Here is an 18,719-nt window from a genome sequence, read left to right as displayed (position 1 = left end):
TTCCGGATATTTCAGGCGAACTGCCATAAGGTGGTTCGGAGCGCTCCAGAGAAAGGACATCCCGTGGCCGCAAGCACCCTGGCCGAAGTAGCCAAGCTGGCAGGAGTTTCCCTTGCCACGGCCTCGCGAGTCCTCAACGGCTCCGCGAGGAAGCCCGGCGAAGGCATTGCCGAGGTGGTCCGCGCGGCTGCCGAGTCGCTCGGCTACGTGGCCAACGCCCAGGCCCAGGCCCTGGCCAGGGCCAGCACGGGACTCATCGGGCTGATCGTCCACGACATCGCGGACCCGTATTTCTCCGCCATCGCGCAAGGCGTCCAGGCAGCCGCCCGGCAGGAGCACCGCATGGTGCTTCTGGCCACGACGGACGGCACGCCCGCAGCCGAGAAGGAAGCCGTCGTCGCCTTTGCCGCGCGCCGGGCCGAATCGATCATCATTGCCGGCTCGCGCTCTATGCGGGCCGAAGACGCCGGGGCCAATGCCGAACTCGCCGCGGAACTGGACCGCTACTGCCGCAACGGCGGGCGGGTGGGCGTTCTCGGCCGGCCGGTCCCCGGCGCGGCAGAGCCGGACAGCTACTACACGGTCATCGTCCCCAATGAACAGCTCGCCCGGGACCTGGCCCGGGACCTGGCCCGGAGCCACGAGGGCGCGTTTGTGATCGTGGGCGGCCCCGACGGCCTGGCCACCTCGGACGAACGGATCCGGGGATTCCAGCAGGGATTGTCCGACGCCGGCCGGCCGGCCGCGGAGGTCATGCACTTTCCGTTCAACCGTAGCGGCGGCTTCGGCGCCGGCGTGGTGATCGCCCGGAAGATCAAGGAGGCCGCAGGGCAGCCGCGGTTGTGCATTTTCGCCAGCAATGACGTCATGGCGATCGGGGTGGCTGCGGCATTGCGCGAGCACGGGCTGAAGATTCCGCGCGACGCCGCCCTGGCCGGCTTCGACGACATTGAATGGCTGCGCGACTTCCGGCCGGCGCTGTCCACGGTGAGCCTGCCGCTGGAAGAGCTGGGACGCCTGGTGACTTTGGGGGCCATCTCCGACGATGCCGGCCCGGCCGCCATTGCAGGCAGTGTGGCGCTTCGCCGGAGCACGGCCGGCGCCTAGCCGGCGTCTGTGGCGATCCTGCGCAGGAACCCTGCGTCGCGGACGACGTTTTCCGGGAGGTCACCTTCGACGAATTCGAGCATCATGTCCATGTCCCGACCGTGTTCCCGAATGACGTCGGACACGGCCTGCCACAGGCGCTTGCGGCCCTCCAGGGGGAGCCGCTCCGTCGCGGGCCACCAGGAGAAGCAGTGCACGCCGGCCACGCGCCCGATCAGCTGGCGCAGCGAGGCCACGGCGTCCGGCTCGCTGAGCGCCACGGCGGGCTGCCAATAGGTGCCCACATTAGGCCGGTCCACCCGTTCGAGAAGCTCCAGGGTGCCCTCGACCGTGCTGGTCAGGGTGCCTCCATGGTATTCGAAGGCGAGCTGCAGGCCGTTTTCCGCGGCCAACGCGGCGATGCGCCGGGTGTCCGCCACTACCGCGTCCCATAGCTGCTGCTCGGCATCGTTAGGTTCAACCGAGCCGGCCCAGATGCGCACTCGCGGTGCCCCCGCCCGGACGGCCAGCGCCACGGCGTCGTCGAATTCGCCGAAGGTGCCAGCCCGGTAATACGAGCCCAGCGAGAGAACCTTGAGCCCGGCAGCGGCGCAGGCCTGCCGCGCATGGTCCGCAGAGGCGGCGTCGACGACGTGGACGTCGGCGCCCCACTCGATCCCGGACAGGCCAGCCCCGGCGGCAACCGCGACCACCTCGTCGATACTGTGGGAACGAAGCGTCACCGAGCAGATGCCGGGCGTGAGCGTTGCCACCTGTTGCATCGGGTCGAAGCCCGAGACTAAGGCCATCAGGGTACTCGCAGTCTTTTCAGGGATGGGGCGCTTCCACGGTAATGGGAATGCGCTTTCCATGCAATCCCACCGAACGCAGGCGCCGTCCCCGGGCGGGCCCGTCGGGACTCCCGGCCTGATCGACGGTGCCACGCTGGGCTCGAGGGCCAGGTGCGGGCAACCTTCGGCGGGGCGATGTCATGTCATCTGGGGTAAGCGCTTTCCACGTTGGCAAGATCATGCGTATACTCAACGTTCGTCGCCACCACGATGATGCGGCGCCTAGTTGGGAAAGCTTCATTTCTAACAACCGCTGTGAACGTCACTCCAAGCCAAGACCGCACCGGGGTTAGCCGGAGAGCCGTCGTTCTGCAGCATCCGGGGGGCAACACAGTGTCTGCCTTCCGATTAAGGAGATGTATTGATGGTCGTCAAAGAAACGGCCGCCGGGAGGGTTCAAGGCCGCTTCGTCGAGCCCGAGTCGGGCCTGCATACGCAGAGGGATGGTCCGGCTGTCCTGGCAATCGATGTCGGCGGGACCGACATGAAGATCGGCATTCTGCTTGGCCGGCCAATCGAATCAGGGTCCTTGCCGGTGCTGGATCTGCAGCGGATGCGGACGCCTCGGGACGCCACACGGCCCGGAGACGCAGTGGTGGACCGGATTGTGGAATTAACTGGGCAATACCGCCGGACGCATCCGGACGTCGAGGTGGCCGCCATCGGCCTGGGCGCCCCCGGGTTGGTGGACGAGGACGCTGGCATCGGCATTCTTTCCGTCAACCTAGGCTGGTCGGACTATCCGTTCGTCCAGCGGCTAAGTGAGCGACTCAATTTGCCCGTGGCTTTCGGTCGTGATGTCGAAATGGCCGGCGAGGCCGAGTTCCGGCTCGGTGCAGCACGTGAGTGCAGCAATGCAATGGTCATGGTGATCGGCACCGGAATTTCCGGTGCCATTTTCAGCGACGGCCGCCGCGTGGTCGGCGGCGGGTATGCCGGAGAGCTAGGCCATGCGCTGGTTCCCGTTCCGGGCGGTTCGTTGCAGGAATTGGAACGCATCGGGGCGGCCGGGGCCATTGCCCGGCGTTATGCGGAGGCCACAGGTTTTGCCGCCGATGGCGCCCGCGGTGTACTGCGGATGGCCCAGAACGGGGAAACGGTTGCCCGGCGGATCTGGTCCGAGGCAGTGGACGCTATTGCGTTCAACATCGCCCAGTGCGTGGCCATTCTGGGCACGGAGACTGTTGTGCTGGGCGGTGGCCTGGCTGAAGCGGGCGAGGCATTATTTGCCCCGGTCATCGACCGAGTGGATGAGTTACTCACGTTCCAGCCACGGCCGGGTATCGTTCCGGCGGAACTGGGTCAGAATGCTGGACTGGTCGGCTCAGGACTGAAGGCCCGGGAACTCATCAACAGCGAACAGGCAAGGCTGTGACTGGCATCAACAAAAGACCATGCATCACTTCGTCAGCCAACGTCGCCGAGGTTCTGCTCAATGAAGATCCGATTCGAAATCAGAAGACTTAACAGGAGATCGATATGGAAATTGTTATTTGCCCAGATATTGACGCTGTCGGCCAGGCCGCCGCAGACCCATTCGAACGAATCATTAACCGCAAGCCGGCGGCAGTCCTGGGCCTGGCGACCGGGTCGTCCCCGCTTCCTTTGTATGACGAACTGGAGCGTCGGAGCCGTCGCGGGCAGTTGACCTTCCGCGACGTGCGCGCCTTCAGCCTGGATGAATACATCGGCTTGCCCGTGGGGCACCCCGAAACCTACAAGGCGGTGGTCAACAGGGAGTTCACTACTCGTGTTGACATCGATCCAGCCAGGGTTCTCGGACCCAACGGGAACGCCCCTGATCTGGAGATTGAAGCCGCGGACTTTGAGAGGGCGATCATCGACGCCGGCGGCATCGACGTCCAGGTCCTCGGCGTCGGTTCGAACGGCCATATTGGCTTCAATGAACCAGGGTCCTCCCTAGGGTCACGGACCCGAGTGAAAACTCTTCTTTCCAAGACCCGGCGGGACAATGCACGCTTTTTTAGCGATCCGAACGATGTCCCTCACCACGTCATCACCCAAGGAATAGGCACCATCATGGAAGCCCGTCGTGTTGTCCTCATGGCCACCGGGGAGCACAAAGCCGAAGCCATCGCCCGGCTCGTGGAAGGGCCAATATCGGCCATGTGCCCCGGTTCCATCCTTCAACTGCACCCGAACACCAGGGTCATCCTCGATGAAGCGGCCGCTTCGCAACTCGCCCTGGCGGACTACTACCGGCACACATACGAGAACAAGCCAGTATGGCAGCAGCTCTGAAAGTGCGGGTAGTTCCACGAGGTCTGCCAACTCCCTAAACCGGAGGAGGCAGCTGGTTGCAGTAATGATTGGAGATGGTATGAAGTTCGGAAGATGCGTGATCCACTCGGCGGCTGTCGTCAGTGGCGGCAAGGTACTCGATGATGGTTGGGTCAACTTCGACGACGGCAGAATCACCGCCACAGGGTCGGGCGGCTCCTGGCGCGCTCTCCCGGGGTTGGACACAGCCGAAGTAGTTGACGGCGACGACGGATGGCTCACGCCGGGATTTATCGATATTCATTCTCACGGTGGAGGAAACGCCTCCTTTGATGACGGTCCTGATTCCGTTGCCGCTGCCCTGGCCATGCACCGTCACCACGGGACTACCCGCTCCGTAGTGTCCCTCGTCACGGCGGACCTCGAGCAGCTGAGGCAGCGCTTGGAAACCATCGCCGATCTGGCGGATGGGGACGAGACGATCCTGGGGAGTCACTTGGAAGGCCCCTTTCTAAATCCGCGGCATAAGGGCGCACACGACCCCTCACTACTGCGCAACCTGGATTGTGCGGCCGTGGAGACTCTTCTTGAAGCGGGCCGGGGCACTATCTGCCAAATCACGCTGGCACCGGAACTGCCGGGGGGAATCCGCGCGGTGTCTTCGTTTGTGGAGGCGGGAACGGCCGTCGCTGTCGGACATACCGATGCGGACTATGCCACGGCGCGTGAAGCCTTCGATGCCGGTGCCAGCATTCTGACCCACGCTTTCAACGCAATGAACGGACTACACCACCGGGAACCGGGCCCGGTGGGAGCCGCAATCGGGACCCCACATGTGACGTTGGAAGTAGTCAACGACGGGGTCCATGTACATCCCGACGTGGTGCGAGTCGCCTTCGATGCCGCTCCGGGTCGGATTGCCTTCGTCACTGACGCGATGGCCGCTGCCGGTGCTAAGGATGGCGACTACCGGCTTGGGTCGTTGGCGGTAAAGGTGAGTGGGGGAGTTGCGCGCCTGACCAATGGCGGGGCCATCGCGGGTTCAACGCTTACTCTCGACGCCGCGCTTCGTCGCGCTGTCCAGCAGCTCGGGATCGCTCTGCCCGCGGCGGTGCAGGCGTTGACTGAGACTCCGGCTCGGGCTGTCGGCCGGTCTGGTGATCTGGGACGGTTGGATCCCGGGTTCGCCGCGGATGCGGTCCTCTTAGACGCCGGTCTTGGCGTCAGGAAAGTGTGGGCGGCTGGCCACCGTGTTCGATAGAACAGCCGCTCCTCTCCTACGTCAAACAACCCCGGTGCTTCGTCGTCGTAGTCGAGATGGAACGGCCGTCACTGGTGAGCGGTAGGGGCCGAATCGAGGCGCTCGGATGGCTTCGCGGCTTTGATTGCGGCCCTGGCAGCCTGCTTGCTGGCGCACTTTATTCAGCGACTCGGGGTCCATGATGTCGGCGACAGAAAGAAATGCGCTCTCTTGGCCGTAGGGGTCGGCAGCTCTCGCCAGCCTTGTGCCTGGAGTCAGCACTGTTTGCCGGGTAGCGCGAGGAAGATCCTTGCCTTTTGCTCTCCGAAGCTGGGCACTCCATTCAGCCTTCGCAGCACTTCCTGGCCGTCAGGGTCGTCCCGGTTCCATAGGGTGGTTGGAACCATTGCGCGAAAGCACGGGAGCGCGCCCGAGATTTACGAAACCTCGAAGGACGCGAACACAGTATTTCCGGTGTTTTTCCAGGCCGCGGGCGAGGTCCGATTCTTTGACAAGTCAATGCTGGAGGACGTCGTGACGCCGACCAGTTGGCAGCGGTGGCGCAGCCAGGACCGCACCTCCATGAATTGTGTGCGGTCCTTTGGTTCAGGGGCTTATGAGCCACTGAGTGTGTACAAATCTCCTTTTATGGGCCCCTGCAGGGGCCCATTTTTGTTGGTGGCCGTTGCGGTCTGGCGGCTCCTTCTCTTGGCTTGGACAGGGGTGTTGCTAGTCACTCCTTCATGGCCGGGAGCGCTTGGAACGGCATGACTTGCTGTGACTCGGGGATCAAACCCTCATGATCATCCCTGTCGGCAGCCGGAACGTCAGGGAACTCTTTGTTACTTGGGCCCGGGGAGAGGGCGGTGGTTGTTTGTCCGGCCAAGGTGGTGTGCACAGGGTCCACAGGCGTAGCCGCGTGATTCCGTGGCGCATCGGTGACAGAGTGCGCCGTGCAATCGCCCACGCCTGGACCCTCAACGAGGCACCGACCATTGACGATGTTCGTGAGCGCGGACAAGGATGGGCACCGGGCCGCAGCTACGCCACCGCACGGCTCTGGCGCCCACTTACCACCACCGAAGGAATCCCAGCATGACCGACATTGCAAGTGATGACTACAACGGGGCCACCCGCGTCGAATACCTCCTCGGCGCTCCCCTCAACGAGAACGTAGTCCGCCAATGGCCGCAGATGCGCGAAATCGTCCGAGGCCGCCAACTCATCGCAGACGTCGAAGGCAACTTCCCCGAACTCACCCTGGAAATCGGCCGCCGGCACCGGCTGGGCACCACCATCGTCGTCGAATGGACCTGCAACTACGGCGACGGACGCCTCTACCGCAACGTCACCATTGGAGAACTCGTCGACGGCACAATCACCCACATCACGGACTACTGGGGGGAGCCGGTAGAGACCCCGAATTGGAGGAAGGGTATGACCGACCGGCTAGAAATGCCGGCAGATGGCGTCTGGAAAGACGCAGCCCACCTCGGCCGGCACTGACTCGACAGGATCACCGGCAAGCCGGCCGGCGTCTTCCGTCTCACTGCCGGGAACTGGCTCGGGGTCATGGCAGCCGGCCCGCCAGGGACCTGTGGGAGGGTTTACTCGCATTCGGGAGACCCGTATCTGTAAGGGATTTCTCGCGGCGGGGGGAGCGAGCGGAGGATGCCGGCATTTGGGACCTTCGGGACAGGCCCTTGTCAGCCTGGCTCGCCGCGCAGGGGAGCTGTGGCGAATTGACGCATGCCTTCGTCGAAGCCTACGGTCGGTTCCCAGCCGAGTTCGGCCTGGATCAGGTGGGAGGATGCGGTGATGTGGCGGACATCCCCCAGCCTGTATTCACCCGTCACGATCGGGGCAGGTCCGGCACTGAAATTACTAAGAGCCGCGGCAACATCGCCGATGGTGTGCACCTCGGAGGCGCCGACGTTGTAGGCCCGGAATGCAGCAGCGCCGCCCGCGGACAGCGCCTCGGCCGCAGCGATGTTCGCGGCGGCCACGTCCCTGACATGAATGAAGCTGCGCCGCTGGGCGCCATCTTCGAAGACCCGGGGTGCCGCACCGCGGGCCAGGGCCGAGCGGAACAGCGAGGCAACACCGGCATAGGGGGTGTCGCGCGGCATCCGGGGACCATAGACGTTGTGGTAGCGCAGGGCGATCGCCACCCCGCCGGCGCTGCGTGCCCACGCGGCGGCGAGATGCTCCTGGCTGACTTTTGATGCCGCGTAGACGTTCCGCGGATCCAGGGGCGCGTCCTCGCTGACCATGGAGGGAATAAGGATCGCGCCGGACGCAGGGTTCCGGGGGTCGTAGATGCCGGCGCGCAGGTCGGCCTCGGCGCGCGGTCCCGGTCTGACCGCGAGGCCGGTTTCGGAATCGATGTAAGCACCCTCACCGTAGACCACCATCGAGGAGGCCAGGACCAGCCCGAGAATGCCCTGGTGTTCCATGGCGGCGAGCAGGACAGCGGTGGCGTAGTCGTTGTTCCGGACGTAGTCCGGCGCGTCAGCGAAGCTGACGCCGAGCCCGACCTTCGCGGCCTGGTGGCAGACGGCGTCGATCCCCTCGAGCGCACGCTCTGCCGTGTCCGGTTCCGTGAGATCGCCGGTCAGCAGCTCCACCCTCGAATCAAGGGCCGGCGGCCCCGGATGGAGGCCCGGGTCCAGGGAGTCCAGGACGCGTACGAACCATCCCTTGGCGAGGGCGGCGTCGACGATGTGCGAACCGATGAATCCGGCACCGCCGGTGACGAGGAGCCTCACTGTGCGGGCACGGACTCGTGTGTGACCGGGAGGGCCATGATCCGGGCGACGGCGGTCCGATCCATCAGCGGGCGCGGTGCGTAGTCCTCGGGGAGCGCCGCTATCGTGTCCTCCAGCACGGCCAGGACGCTGTGCTGGGCTTTCTTCAACCGTGCAAAGACGGCCTCGGCGGTGACCGGTTCCGAGCCGTCGTGGCCGGTGTCAGAGTCTGTGATGAAGGCCAGGTTCGCGAAGCCCATGTTCAATTCCGCGGCCAGCACGGGCTCGGGGTACTGGGTCATGCTGATGATGTCGGCACCGCCGGTGACGTACCACTGCGACTCGGCCTTCGTTGAGAACCGCGGTCCGTTGATCACCACCACCGTGCCGTACGGGGCGTAGGGGAGGCCCCGTGACGCAAGAACTGCCTCCAGGTGCGACCGCAGTGTCGGGCAAAACGGTTCCGAGGCGGGCAGATGCTGGACACCCGCCGGGGTGACGCCGTCGGCGACGGTGCCGTCGAAAAAGGTATCGGCGCGTCCCCAGGTGCGATCGATGAGTTGGTCGGTCACGACGAAGGTCTCGGGACCGAAGCCTTGCCGCAGCCCGCCCACCGCCGAGGAGGAAATCACTGCCTCGACCCCGAGGCTCTTGAGCGCCCAGAGGTTGGCCCGGTAGTTGATTTTCTGGGGCGGAAGCGAGTGTTCGCCGCCATGACGGGGGAGGAACGCTACGGTTCGTCCGCCCACGTCGGCCAGTGTCACCGGACCGGACGGCGGCCCGTAAGGGGTCCCGACGTCGACGGTCGCGCGCACAGTTGCCCCGGGAAGCCGGTACGTTCCCGAACCGCCAATGATGCCGATGCGTGCCTGGGCCGGCCCGGGAAGTGGTGTGTCCATGATGTAATCCTGTCTGTCCTCGATGTGGGTATGTGACGTTCCTATGCCGGTCACCGGCCCGCGGGGTCCGGCGCCCCGGTCGTGAGTCCTTCGAGGGCGGCCAGCCGCAGCCCGTCGCGGCGCCGCAGCCAGGTGCCTCCGGCGATGGCCGCGGCCGCCAGGAGCAGGGCGCCCTGGTTGAGTGGCTCGCTCCAGGGGCCGGAGGGGACCATGTAGATGATGTCCAGGGCGAGGATCACCCCCACGTACTCCCAGCGCCGGCTCAGCACGATGAACGGCAGCAGCATGAGCCCGTACCAGGGGTAATTTGGGCTGACAATCAGCAATGTCAGCCCGATCATGACGGTCTGCTGTTCCCAGACATTCCCCGCCTGGGTGCGCCGCAGCACGCAGAGGGCGACGACGGCCAGGGCCGCGGCGCCGAGCAGTGGCGGCCAGGGGCCGGCGGAGACGAGTTGTGCAAGACCGAAGCGGATGCCGCCGCTCTGGCTGTAGTTCTCCTCCTTGAGGTAGCCGGGCAGAAAACCCAGGACACCGGCCCCCGCGATCGCCACGTAGGGAACATAGAGCAGCACGAACGTGGCCAGCGCCGCTGTGATGAACCTGGCGGGGCGCCGCCACAGCAGTGCAGGGGCGGCAATGATGGGTATAAGTTTCGTTGCGACGGCGGCCCCGAAGGCGGCCCCTGAGCGGATCGGCCTGCCGCCCAGAAGCAGCATACCGGCGGCAAGGATGAGGACTCCGGCCAGGACGTCGACGTGTGCGTTGTTGACCGCTTCGAGCTGCACGAACGGACTCCACCCCCACACGGCGGCCAGGTACGGCGGTGATCCGCGGCTGGCCAGCGCGCGGAGCAGCATCAGTGCCATCGCCACGCTCAGGAGCAGGCCGGCCACCTGGAAGGCCATGAATCCGGCCGTGTCCGGGACCGTGGCGCGCACGCCCAGAAAGTACAGTTCGGCCGTGGGCGGGTAGATCGTGGGCACGTGCGGGCGGTTGATTGCCGTGCACAGAGGATCCCCGGAAGGATAACCGGATGCGGCGACGGATTCCGTTCCGAACAGGTCCCGGGCACACATGGGCTTGCCGTCGGGGCCCGTGGAACCGGGGGCGAACAGCCAGCCGGGGCGAAGCCTGCTTAGCGTTTCATCGATGGGCACATACGAGTAGGGGGAGATGCCGGCTTTTTGAACGATGCCGTCCCACGCATACCGGGCCGAATCGTTGCTGGTCCGGGGCGGTGCGCTCACGGCAACGAGGCCGAGCAGGACGGTTCCCGTGATGATGACGGCCCCCACATGACGCCGTGGCACGTGCCGTAGCAGGCTGACGGCCGCGATGAGGGACAGCCATGTCAGGCAGGTGGCGATGATCTGCGCCGTTTCGAGCGGGTTTCCGGGGACCACCATCCACCACAGCAGGGCAGCACTTGTGAGGAACACAAGCGGAAGGAGCACGAGGACCTTGATCCTGGTTCCGCTTGTCCGGCTGGATTCTGTTGCAGTGACGCCCACTCTCCGATCCTGCCCCATGTCCGGTGCCCGCGCTGCAGACGGGCCAAGGATTTCAGCGAATCGTAAGGTCCGGGGGACTGAATTGGTGGTGTGATCGAACTATGGAAAAGCTAACCAACGCTTTGGCCGCACGGTTCGCTTCACCGACGCGCAGCACCCGGCTCACGGTGGTCCTGGGGCGCTGGCTCGGGCTCAGCTTCACCATTTGCTTTCTGACCGGGCTCTTCAGTCACGGGCTGCAGGAGCCACCGTCGTGGATGTTCTTCCCCACCAGCCCCGTCTGGATCTATCAGCTGACGCAGGGAATCCATGTGACCACGGGCATCGCCGCCATTCCGTTGCTGCTGGCCAAATTGTGGTCGGTCTATCCGGAGCTGCTGAAGTGGCCGCCGGTCAAATCCGTGATGCACGCCTTGGAGCGGGCATCCATTGCCTTGTTCATCGCTTCCTCGCTCCTGCAGCTGAGCACGGGCCTGATCAACACCTACAAGTGGTACCCGTGGCCTTTCCCCTTCCGTCAGACACACTTCTGGTTGGCTTGGGTGATCTGGGGGTCGCTGCTGCTCCATATCGCCGTGAAACTTCCATTGATCATGGAGCATTGGCGTTCCCGTTCGGGCACCCGGCCCCAAGTGGCTGCCGGCGCCGGTTCCACAGCACCGGTGATTGACGACGGCGCGGCGCCTCCGATGCCGGGTCGCTGGTCCCGGCGGGCCTTTCTGGCCGCCGTCGGCGTTACCACGGGCGCCGTCGTACTCACGACGGCCGGGCAGTCCTTTTCCTGGCTGGACCCGCTGAACCTTTTTGCACCGCGGAAGATGGGAACCGGCCCACAAGCCGTCCCGGTGAACCGCACCGCCGCCGACGCCAAGGTCGCCGACCTGGCCGGAGCAAAGGACTGGGCGCTCACCGTGAGCCATGAGGACACCCGTCGCATCCTGACCCTCGCGGAGCTCCAGGCCCTGCCCCAGTATGAGCACGAACTTCCCATCGCTTGCGTTGAGGGCTGGAGCCAGACGGCCACCTGGCGGGGTGTGCGGATCCGGGACCTGGTGGCCGCTGTCGGCGCGTCGCCGTCGTCCTCGCTCCGGGTCACAAGCCTCGAACCCGAGGGCGCCTACCGCACGATGGACATGCCAGCCGCGTACGCACAGGACGAACGGACCTTGGTGGCTCTGGAGCTGAACGGACAGACGCTGGATCTGGACCACGGGTATCCGGCGCGCATCATCGCCCCCGGACGCCCCGGCGTCCTCCAAACAAAGTGGCTGCACACTGTGGAGGTCCTGTGAAACCCGTGATGCCGGCTGGCGCCGGCAAACCCGCCGGGGCGGGACGAGCTGCGGGCATCTGGAGGATCGTTCTGGGAATTGCGGGTGTGTCGCTGCTCGGGTACGGGCTCTTGGGTTTGCCGACCCAACTCGGCCCGCCCCAGCTGCTCGGGCTTCTGGTGTGGATGGCGGTGGCCGTGCTGCTGCACGACGGCGTCATCGTGCCGGCCTCCACCCTTGCCGGCGGGGGTCTGACCCGGCTGGGATCCGGGCTCCGCCCAGCGTCGGGCGCGGTTCTGCGTGGCGGGCTCATGACGGGGGCCGTGGTGACCGTGATTGCCGGGATCTTGTTGAAGGCCCAGTCCGTGGCCCGCAATACCAGCGCCCTGGAAGGCGACTATGCCACCAATCTGCTCTGGTTCTGGGCGGTGCTGGCAGCGGTGGTTGCCGTACTCGTTTATGGGATAGAGCGGACCGGCATGCGGCGGGGCGAGAGTCGGCAAAAGACGCGGCCCTGAAGGCGCTGGATGGCGGCTACAGACCAGCCGGCGGCCGGCGCCCGCGACGCCAGACCGTTCGTGCCGATCCGCGCCCAGGCGAACGCCTCGCTTCGGTTCCCGTGCCTGTCTTCGAGAAAAGCGGAGTAGGCCGTGTCGATGTTTTCGTCGGCGTCTACTTCCACCAGCAGTGTCCCGGAAGGGGCGATGAGCTGCCGGCAGCGGCCCAGCAGGGCCGTGACGCTTCCCCCGATTCCAATGTTGCCGTCGAGCAGGATGACGGACTGCCAATGGCCCGGCTGCGGTACAGGGGCGAAAATTGACTGTTCGAGGGCGCGGGCACCACGGTTGCGCGCCTGCCGGACCGCCTCGGCGCTGGCATCGATGCCCAGGGCTGCCAATCCGAGCAGCTGGGCAGCAGCCAGAAGTCGTCCCGGCCCGCAACCGACGTCCAGGACCGGCCCCAGAAGGCTTTGCAGGAGAGACCTCTCTGTGGCGTCGGCGTCCTCGCACCAGTTACGGACGTCGAACTCCACCGGCTCCGCGGGATAGTGCGCACTTTCCGGACGGAGGGTCAAGGCCCCGGAGCCGGTCAGCAGGGCAAGGGCGAATGGCTCACGTTCGCCTTGGCCGAAGTAGGCGGCAGGTGCCGCGGTGGCGGTCATCACCGGGGTGCTTCTGTTTTTTGCCGCACGCCCGACACGCAGGCGACGGTTTTGGCCACCGCCTTGGCGAACGCGCTGCCCGGAATCTCCGCCGCGATCTGCTGGGCGTCACTGAAGTGATCCATGTCCCGCAGTTCGGGGAGCATTCCGACGTTGAGGCCGGCCGCGGTGAGCCGGGCGAGCTGCCGGGCCCCGGTTGTCGTCGTGGACATGGGAACGCCCCTGATCAGGGCTCCGTCCGGCTGGCGCAGCGCCAGCGACCAAAAGCCGCCATCCGTTGCCGGGCCCATCCAGGCATCGTGGCTGGGCTGCGAGGTGGACCAGTCATGGAGCAGCGGCTCTACATGGCGGCGGGAGAATTGCGGGGTGTCCATGCCAATAATGAGCAGGGGGCCGCTGGTTGCGTCACAGATGGCGGCCAGGCGCTCATCCAGGCCTCCGGATACTTGCTGGACAAGAGTGAATTTGGTGGCGTCCCGCGCGGTGGGTGCCCCGTCCATCACGAGCAGCCGGCGTCGGGCCGGGAGGCTACGCACCGAATAGAGGGTGCGGCTGAGGCTCAGCTGGGCCAGGGCTGCAGCTTGTTCGGGCGTCAGCGGGGGACTGAGCCGGGTCTTGACCCGTCCCGGCAGGCACTCTTTGGCGATGACGGCCACTGTCAGGTCCATGTTGCCCTCATAGGGGTTCTTCGCGGTGGCCGGTCATCCGGGCCGGTCCCGGCGGCAGCTCAGCGGCGGCCGCCCTGAGCTGGGCCGACATGTCCCGGACCGCCGTAATCGTTCCGCGTAGGGTGCCGGTGACTTTCGATTTGCCGGTGCGCGGGGAATACCGCACTGGGAACTCCACGATCCGCCAACTGTGCAGGCTGGCCTTGAGGAGCATCTCCAGGGGGTAGCCGCTTCGGCGGTCCTCCAAGGCCAGGGAGAGCAGCCCTTCGCGGCGTGCGGCCCGCATCGGTCCAAGATCCGTCACGTGTTCCCCGGTCATGCGCCGGATCCGCGATGCCAGGACACGGTTGGCGATGCGGGCGTGCAGGGGCCACGAGCCGGGCTGCGGCCGGCGGCTGCCCAGCACCAGATCCGCGTTTCCGTCCATGATGGGGGTGAGGAGCGCCGGAAGCTGGGCCGGATCCAGGGAGCCGTCGCAGTCACAGAAGGCCACGAATTCCGCCGTTGCCGCGAGCAGCCCGGCATGGGCGGCCGCCCCGAACCCGCGCCGGTCCTCCCGGACCACGGTCGCACCCATGCTCTCCGCGAACTCAGCGGAACCGTCCACCGAACCGTTGTCCACGACGATGGCCCGGTACCCGTGCGGCAGACGGGACAGAACCCACGGTAGGGCGCCCCGCTCGTCCAGGCACGGCAACACGACGTCAACCATGCAGGCGGTCATTTCAAACATGCTTCAAGGCTACGGATTCGGCAGCGCCGATTCGCCCCGGAATCCTTACGGTATGCGGAAAAATGATGCCGCGGACCCACCGTTAACCGGTGCTCCCCATTCCCGCCGGTGCCTGGCTGCGGCGGAGCGAGCCGCGTCCCGCCGAGTGTGCCGACATCAGGTTATTGCCAGCCCCGGCCACTTCCGGAGAATGGCTTCAGGCCGTAGTGTTCCGGGTGGTTGGTGCCCGAGATGTGGTGCCGGATTCAAGGAGGAAGCACGGCTAAGTTTGTCGTTCTCTACAATGCTCCGCAGTCGGCCGAGGCCACCATGGAGAACAACGATCCTGCGGCTGCGGCTGAAGGAATGAAGCTCTGGATGGACTGGGCCGGCCGGACCGGTGAGCATCTGGCGGACATGGGCGCTCCCTTGGGCAACGGGCAGGAAATTACCCCGGCAGGGGTGTCCGCAGCCAACGCGAACGTGGGCGGCTACTCGCTGCTGGAGGCGGACAGTGTGGAGCAGGCCGTGGCTCTGATGGATGGCCACCCTCACCTCATGATGCCCGGCGCGACGATCCAGGTGTTCCAGGCCCTCGATATCCCCGGAATGTAGGAACGGGTTCACAGGAGGGTCCCGGGTCCAGCCGGGCCCCTCCCTCGGCCGAAGGGATCCCGGAACCTGATGACCCTATTCCCGGGTCCTGCGATAGGACCGGGCGCGCCGACGACGGCGCCCCGCCCGGTTAGCTTCGCTGCGCTCTGGTTCGCAACCTTGCTCAGGGACGGGTTCGCCCTTGCCGCGGCCGGAGGCAGCGGCCGGTTCGCCGACATTGGCGCCGAGGTCCTGGGCGGGCTCCTCCGCGGGGTGTCTTTGGACAGGAACCTGGACGAGGCAGTGGACCACGTCATGGACGGCCCGGCCGGACTCGGGCTGCACCCGGACGTACCTGAGGGCGTGCGGGCACTCGAAAATGCCGGATGCCGCGCCGCATAGCGCGGCCGTGCGTGGTGTGCTTTTGTTGCCGCGCTTTCCGGAACCAATGAACGTTCCCCGCCGCGGCAGCGTTACCACCAGTTCAGTCAGGCTGAACCCGCAGATTTCCTCTTTGCGTCTAAGACCCACAGAGGGGATGACGGCCGCTCCTGTGTCCGGGGCAGGTTGTCGCGGTGCCCTTTGTCGTCCGGAGCTGAGAAAAGCCGACCCAGTCTCGTGGTGAGACGGAGCCGGCTGTCTTGGATGCTTCTACCTGGCGTTGTGCAAGTATGAGTCCACTGACCTTTGGGGGCGGCCAGTTCAAATCCGTGAATGGTGCCAAGCCGTCTTAGAACGCCAAGGGTTTTCAGGATCTACTTCGCGAGCCGCGTTGCTTCGCGGCGGCAGGTTTGACCTCCGAATTCCTCGTCCCGTTCCCTCCAAGCTGCGATGGTGTTGATCTGTGTGACGGTCAAGGGCCTACGGGCGTCGACGCCGAGGTCGACGACGCGGAGGAGAGCGGTGAGCGCATTAATGGCTGCGATGCTCCGCGCTGGGCAATTTGGGGTGTGTACAAAGTACACACTTTGGGCTTCGGATCGGGTCGGAGTGGTGCCGGACTGGCTCGGATTCGTTACGTTTCCGGGGGAGTCCAGTGGTTGCAGGGTGGGAATGCGGTTCGAGTCCCACCTCGGGCACAGTATTTCCCTGTCCAGGGGCTCGTGGGCCTCTGAATGTGTACAAATATCTTTTTATGGGCCCCTGCGGGGGCCCATTTTTGTTGGTGGCGGCTGGTCTGGCGGCTCCTTTTCTTGGCTTGGACAGCGCTGTTGCTGTTTACTCCTTCATGGCCGGTAGCGCTTGGAACTGCATGACTTGCTGCGACTCGGGATCACTCGGGCCTCCTTCCTTGCTGTTTGTGGCGGACGTGGTTGGCCTTATACCTGTTCATCTCCCGGAGTTGTGGTGATGACATGACCTGAGGGATGTTTCTGGGAGATTTTCTGGTCCTCGATTCGTTCCTTTTCTTGGCCGGGGAGAGGTGAGCGGGCGTTTGTGCGGCAAAGGTTGTGTGGACATTGTCCACGCCGATGTAACGTGATGCCGTAGAACACCGGTGACCCTCCTGCCCTGGTCCAGGCGGGAGCCGGAAAGGAGAAGCGATGAACACCCCTCCATACCTGCGCTGGGACGAATCAGGCCAGCAGCAGCTCCTCGCCAGGGCTGAAGCGCTGCTCCAGCGGCGAAGCCGGTGCCTGCTCGGAATTGCCGGGGCGCCCGGGGCCGGAAAATCCACCATCTGCGAATGGCTGCTGGAGCGCCTGCTCACCGACCATCCCCGGCAGGTCGCCCTGGTCCCTATGGACGGATATCACCTGGCGCAGTCGCTGCTCGTGGCCCGCGGGCTTGAGCACCGCAAGGGCGCTCCGGACACCTTCGACGGTGCCGGCTTCGTCGCGTTGCTCCGCCGGCTGCGCTCAGATATCTCGCGGGAGGTCTTCGCTCCGGTCTTCCGCCGCGAAGTCAACGACGCGATCGCCGGGGCCATCGCCGTCCCGCCGGAAACACGCCTGATCATCACCGAGGGCAACTACCTGCTCTTGGACGAGGCCCCATGGAACGAGGTCGCATCCCTCCTGGATGAAACCTGGTTCGTCGAACTCGAACAGGGCGAACGCCTGCGCCGGCTCACCGCCCGGCACGTGAGGTTCGACAAGGACCCCGCCATCGCCGAATGGCGTGCAACCGGCAATGACGAACGCAATGCCCGCCTGGTAGCAGCAGGAAGCCAGCGCAGCACACTCGTCATCGAGCACACACCCGCGACCGTCCCGGCGCCCGGCCACGAATAACCGGCCAGAAACCGAGCCGCCGGCTTCACGGCGCCCCGGCATTATTCCCTGCCTGGGACACAAGTGCCCAACGAGGCTAATCGATAGTGTTCACGTAACCTGCCGTCGTAGCCGCTTCTGAGTGGCCGCTCGTCATAATCTCCGATATCGGCGTTGGAATCAGTTGAGTGCAGCCGATCTGCGGCCACGAGCAGAATCACCGAGACCCGCGTTCAAATCGACGGGTTTGCCTTCATCGGTCCATAGCGGTCCCGGACCGTAGTCCGTCCAGAACTCCAGTCGCGTCATGATCCGAGTATCTCCCTGCGGCGACCGGCCTTTGGGATCAGCCGCCTCCACGCAACGGCTGATCCCAACGCTACGCCTTTGGTATGGCCAGGGTCGCTGCCCAGCGCTGGCCCACAGCCGATTCGATGCCTACCGAATAGGACTTGAGGTGGCTGACCTCGAATTGGTTTTCCGAAGGAACCACATCGTTTTGATTGCAGGGCAGCGGGAACTTACCTACGCCATCGACGTTTATGAGTACTTCCCCCGGGCCAAAGCACGTCAAATAAACCTTGATGAACTTCGATTCCACGCTGAATTGACCAAGGCTCATCGTTGCAGTCTGGTTGTCCAGCGATCCGACCACTTTTTCGCCGCTGGGAATGTGGTGGTTCACGGTCGTCGGAGAAGTTACTGACTCGGGCAGCGTGCTCGACGGACTTGCCGTAGCTGTGGCAGTACCGGGGGGCAGCGGCGGCACGGCGTCGCATCCCACCAGGGCAAGGCACACTGAAGCAAGCCCGGCCCCGGCCAGCATCATCCCCGCTGATCTATCAGCCATTCCAAGTCTTCCACCCGATGCTGGTGGGAGCATCCAGCGTCCCCGTCCCAATAGTCGAACTAACGCAATTGGTGTTGTATTTCCAAGTGCGGATGTTTACCTTCCATTTGCTGGTTCCGATTTGCGCGTAGCCGGTCCGCAAAGCCGGCACGGTGTATTGGACCGACATTGAGGTCGTATAGGAAGCGGAGGCCGTGATGCTGCCGGACACCTGTGCCTTAGCAGTCGCGATTCCACCGCTCACGCCGCCTTCAATATAACCGCCCACTGTCGCTCCTATCGCGCCAGACAAGGTATTCGTAAACGTGACAGTGTTCGCATAGCTCGTCCCGTTAATGGCGTGGTACACCGGGCCGATGGCCTGATAGTAGTTTTGCTTGGACGTGACCGTCTTGTAGACCGTCGAGCTGTCACATAGCCCCTGTGGACTAACCACCCCCCCTGTGTCCGGGGCAGCCTGGGCCGGAGATGCAAGGGTCATCAGCCCCGTTACGAGAATGCCAGCTAGTGTCGCACCAAGAACTTCTTCAATTGAATCCCCCAATTTCAGTACTCCGCTAGCTGACATCAGGGCGCACAGCGAAGTGAAGTGAAATAGTCCCCCAATGATCGCTGGGCTGACGCGTCGCTGCCCCGACCAGCTGATGGCCCGACTCTATGGGACCGCGGCT

The 18,719-nt window shown here is 64.9% G+C and carries 19 protein-coding genes and 2 pseudogenes; 10 read left to right on the top strand and 11 right to left on the bottom strand.

What is annotated here, in order from left to right; translation table 11 throughout:
* Nucleotides 1–63 precede the first annotated feature (63 nt).
* Entirely contained in the window at nucleotides 64–1,107 is a 1,044-nt protein-coding gene (locus AC1DN2_RS14485; protein ID WP_476850837.1) for a LacI family DNA-binding transcriptional regulator, read from the top strand.
* On the opposite strand, the gene AC1DN2_RS14480 is transcribed toward AC1DN2_RS14485, so the two are convergent.
* Nucleotides 1,104–1,895: a sugar phosphate isomerase/epimerase family protein gene (locus AC1DN2_RS14480; protein ID WP_476850836.1), complete on the bottom strand. Its 792-nt coding sequence runs from the start codon at nucleotides 1,893–1,895 to the stop codon at nucleotides 1,104–1,106. The genes AC1DN2_RS14485 and AC1DN2_RS14480 overlap by 4 nt on opposite strands.
* Before the next feature lie 406 nt (nucleotides 1,896–2,301).
* On the opposite strand from AC1DN2_RS14480, the gene AC1DN2_RS14475 reads away from it, so the two are divergent.
* The 3 genes from AC1DN2_RS14475 to nagA all read left to right on the top strand — a co-directional run bounded on the left by AC1DN2_RS14475 (nucleotide 2,302) and on the right by nagA (nucleotide 5,439).
* On the top strand, nucleotides 2,302–3,312 hold the full coding sequence (locus AC1DN2_RS14475) for an ROK family protein (RefSeq protein ID WP_476850835.1): 1,011 nt from the start codon (nucleotides 2,302–2,304) through the stop codon (nucleotides 3,310–3,312).
* A gap of 104 nt (nucleotides 3,313–3,416) precedes the next feature.
* The gene (gene nagB, locus AC1DN2_RS14470; RefSeq protein WP_476850834.1) at nucleotides 3,417–4,199 is read left to right on the top strand and encodes a glucosamine-6-phosphate deaminase; all 783 of its coding nucleotides are present in this window, start codon (nucleotides 3,417–3,419) and stop codon (nucleotides 4,197–4,199) included.
* 79 nt (nucleotides 4,200–4,278) lie between these two features.
* Complete coding sequence (gene nagA / locus AC1DN2_RS14465) at nucleotides 4,279–5,439, top strand: N-acetylglucosamine-6-phosphate deacetylase (RefSeq protein WP_476850833.1); 1,161 nt, start codon at nucleotides 4,279–4,281, stop codon at nucleotides 5,437–5,439.
* A 68-nt stretch (nucleotides 5,440–5,507) separates the two neighbouring features.
* Here the strand turns inward: nagA and AC1DN2_RS14460 are convergent.
* Nucleotides 5,508–5,801: pseudogene (locus AC1DN2_RS14460) on the bottom strand (HhH-GDP family DNA glycosylase); the annotation flags it as partial.
* Between the two features lie 712 nt (nucleotides 5,802–6,513).
* Between AC1DN2_RS14460 and AC1DN2_RS14455 the strand changes: the two are divergent.
* A complete protein-coding gene (locus AC1DN2_RS14455; protein WP_476850832.1) occupies nucleotides 6,514–6,924 on the top strand; it encodes a nuclear transport factor 2-like protein in 411 nt (136 codons plus the stop codon).
* 200 nt (nucleotides 6,925–7,124) lie between these two features.
* On the opposite strand, the gene AC1DN2_RS14450 is transcribed toward AC1DN2_RS14455, so the two are convergent.
* From AC1DN2_RS14450 to AC1DN2_RS14440, 3 genes are read right to left on the bottom strand one after another with little or no spacing between them, the layout of a single operon-like run.
* Nucleotides 7,125–8,186: an NAD-dependent epimerase/dehydratase family protein gene (locus tag AC1DN2_RS14450; RefSeq protein ID WP_476850831.1), complete on the bottom strand. Its 1,062-nt coding sequence runs from the start codon at nucleotides 8,184–8,186 to the stop codon at nucleotides 7,125–7,127.
* The gene (locus AC1DN2_RS14445) at nucleotides 8,183–9,064 is read right to left on the bottom strand and encodes an MTAP family purine nucleoside phosphorylase (RefSeq protein WP_476850830.1); all 882 of its coding nucleotides are present in this window, start codon (nucleotides 9,062–9,064) and stop codon (nucleotides 8,183–8,185) included. The genes AC1DN2_RS14450 and AC1DN2_RS14445 overlap by 4 nt, the downstream gene beginning before the upstream one ends.
* A gap of 50 nt (nucleotides 9,065–9,114) precedes the next feature.
* Complete coding sequence (locus AC1DN2_RS14440; RefSeq protein ID WP_476850829.1) at nucleotides 9,115–10,578, bottom strand: glycosyltransferase family 87 protein; 1,464 nt, start codon at nucleotides 10,576–10,578, stop codon at nucleotides 9,115–9,117.
* A gap of 101 nt (nucleotides 10,579–10,679) precedes the next feature.
* On the opposite strand from AC1DN2_RS14440, the gene AC1DN2_RS14435 reads away from it, so the two are divergent.
* The gene (locus AC1DN2_RS14435) at nucleotides 10,680–11,870 is read left to right on the top strand and encodes a molybdopterin-dependent oxidoreductase (protein WP_476850828.1); all 1,191 of its coding nucleotides are present in this window, start codon (nucleotides 10,680–10,682) and stop codon (nucleotides 11,868–11,870) included.
* The gene (locus AC1DN2_RS14430) at nucleotides 11,867–12,367 is read left to right on the top strand and encodes a hypothetical protein (RefSeq protein WP_476850827.1); all 501 of its coding nucleotides are present in this window, start codon (nucleotides 11,867–11,869) and stop codon (nucleotides 12,365–12,367) included. Before AC1DN2_RS14435 ends, AC1DN2_RS14430 begins: the two co-directional genes overlap by 4 nt.
* On the opposite strand, the gene AC1DN2_RS14425 is transcribed toward AC1DN2_RS14430, so the two are convergent.
* The 3 genes from AC1DN2_RS14425 to AC1DN2_RS14415 are packed head-to-tail and all read right to left on the bottom strand — an operon-like array spanning nucleotide 12,307 to nucleotide 14,412.
* Nucleotides 12,307–13,011, bottom strand: coding sequence for a methyltransferase domain-containing protein (locus AC1DN2_RS14425; RefSeq protein ID WP_476850826.1), 705 nt, complete (start codon nucleotides 13,009–13,011; stop codon nucleotides 12,307–12,309). The two genes, AC1DN2_RS14430 and AC1DN2_RS14425, sit on opposite strands and share 61 nt — an antisense overlap.
* Nucleotides 13,011–13,679, bottom strand: coding sequence for a TIGR04282 family arsenosugar biosynthesis glycosyltransferase (locus AC1DN2_RS14420; protein ID WP_476850825.1), 669 nt, complete (start codon nucleotides 13,677–13,679; stop codon nucleotides 13,011–13,013). The genes AC1DN2_RS14425 and AC1DN2_RS14420 overlap by 1 nt, the downstream gene beginning before the upstream one ends.
* Before the next feature lie 7 nt (nucleotides 13,680–13,686).
* Nucleotides 13,687–14,412, bottom strand: coding sequence for a glycosyltransferase family 2 protein (locus tag AC1DN2_RS14415; protein WP_476850824.1), 726 nt, complete (start codon nucleotides 14,410–14,412; stop codon nucleotides 13,687–13,689).
* A 309-nt stretch (nucleotides 14,413–14,721) separates the two neighbouring features.
* On the opposite strand from AC1DN2_RS14415, the gene AC1DN2_RS14410 reads away from it, so the two are divergent.
* Together AC1DN2_RS14410 and AC1DN2_RS14405 are read left to right on the top strand one after the other, a co-directional pair.
* Nucleotides 14,722–15,006, top strand: coding sequence for a hypothetical protein (locus AC1DN2_RS14410; protein ID WP_476850823.1), 285 nt, complete (start codon nucleotides 14,722–14,724; stop codon nucleotides 15,004–15,006).
* 69 nt (nucleotides 15,007–15,075) lie between these two features.
* The gene (locus AC1DN2_RS14405) at nucleotides 15,076–15,387 is read left to right on the top strand and encodes an HAD family hydrolase (protein ID WP_476850822.1); all 312 of its coding nucleotides are present in this window, start codon (nucleotides 15,076–15,078) and stop codon (nucleotides 15,385–15,387) included.
* Between the two features lie 356 nt (nucleotides 15,388–15,743).
* Here the strand turns inward: AC1DN2_RS14405 and AC1DN2_RS14400 are convergent.
* Nucleotides 15,744–15,902, bottom strand: a pseudogene (locus AC1DN2_RS14400) (IS110 family transposase); the annotation flags it as partial.
* Nucleotides 15,903–16,529: 627 nt separating this feature from the next.
* On the opposite strand from AC1DN2_RS14400, the gene AC1DN2_RS14395 reads away from it, so the two are divergent.
* A complete protein-coding gene (locus AC1DN2_RS14395) occupies nucleotides 16,530–17,219 on the top strand; it encodes a nucleoside/nucleotide kinase family protein (protein ID WP_476850821.1) in 690 nt (229 codons plus the stop codon).
* Between the two features lie 358 nt (nucleotides 17,220–17,577).
* Here AC1DN2_RS14395 and AC1DN2_RS14390 read toward each other — a convergent pair whose 3' ends face one another.
* On the bottom strand, nucleotides 17,578–18,048 hold the full coding sequence (locus AC1DN2_RS14390; RefSeq protein WP_476850820.1) for a hypothetical protein: 471 nt from the start codon (nucleotides 18,046–18,048) through the stop codon (nucleotides 17,578–17,580).
* Nucleotides 18,041–18,484, bottom strand: coding sequence for a hypothetical protein (locus AC1DN2_RS14385; RefSeq protein ID WP_476850819.1), 444 nt, complete (start codon nucleotides 18,482–18,484; stop codon nucleotides 18,041–18,043). Before AC1DN2_RS14385 ends, AC1DN2_RS14390 begins: the two co-directional genes overlap by 8 nt.
* Nucleotides 18,485–18,719: the final 235 nt, after the last annotated feature.

The sequence above is a fragment of the Arthrobacter sp. 01L42 genome, assembly GCF_056400005.1.
The sequence above is the reverse complement of the archived record's forward strand: the minus strand, read 5'-3'. Positions and strand labels throughout refer to the sequence as shown.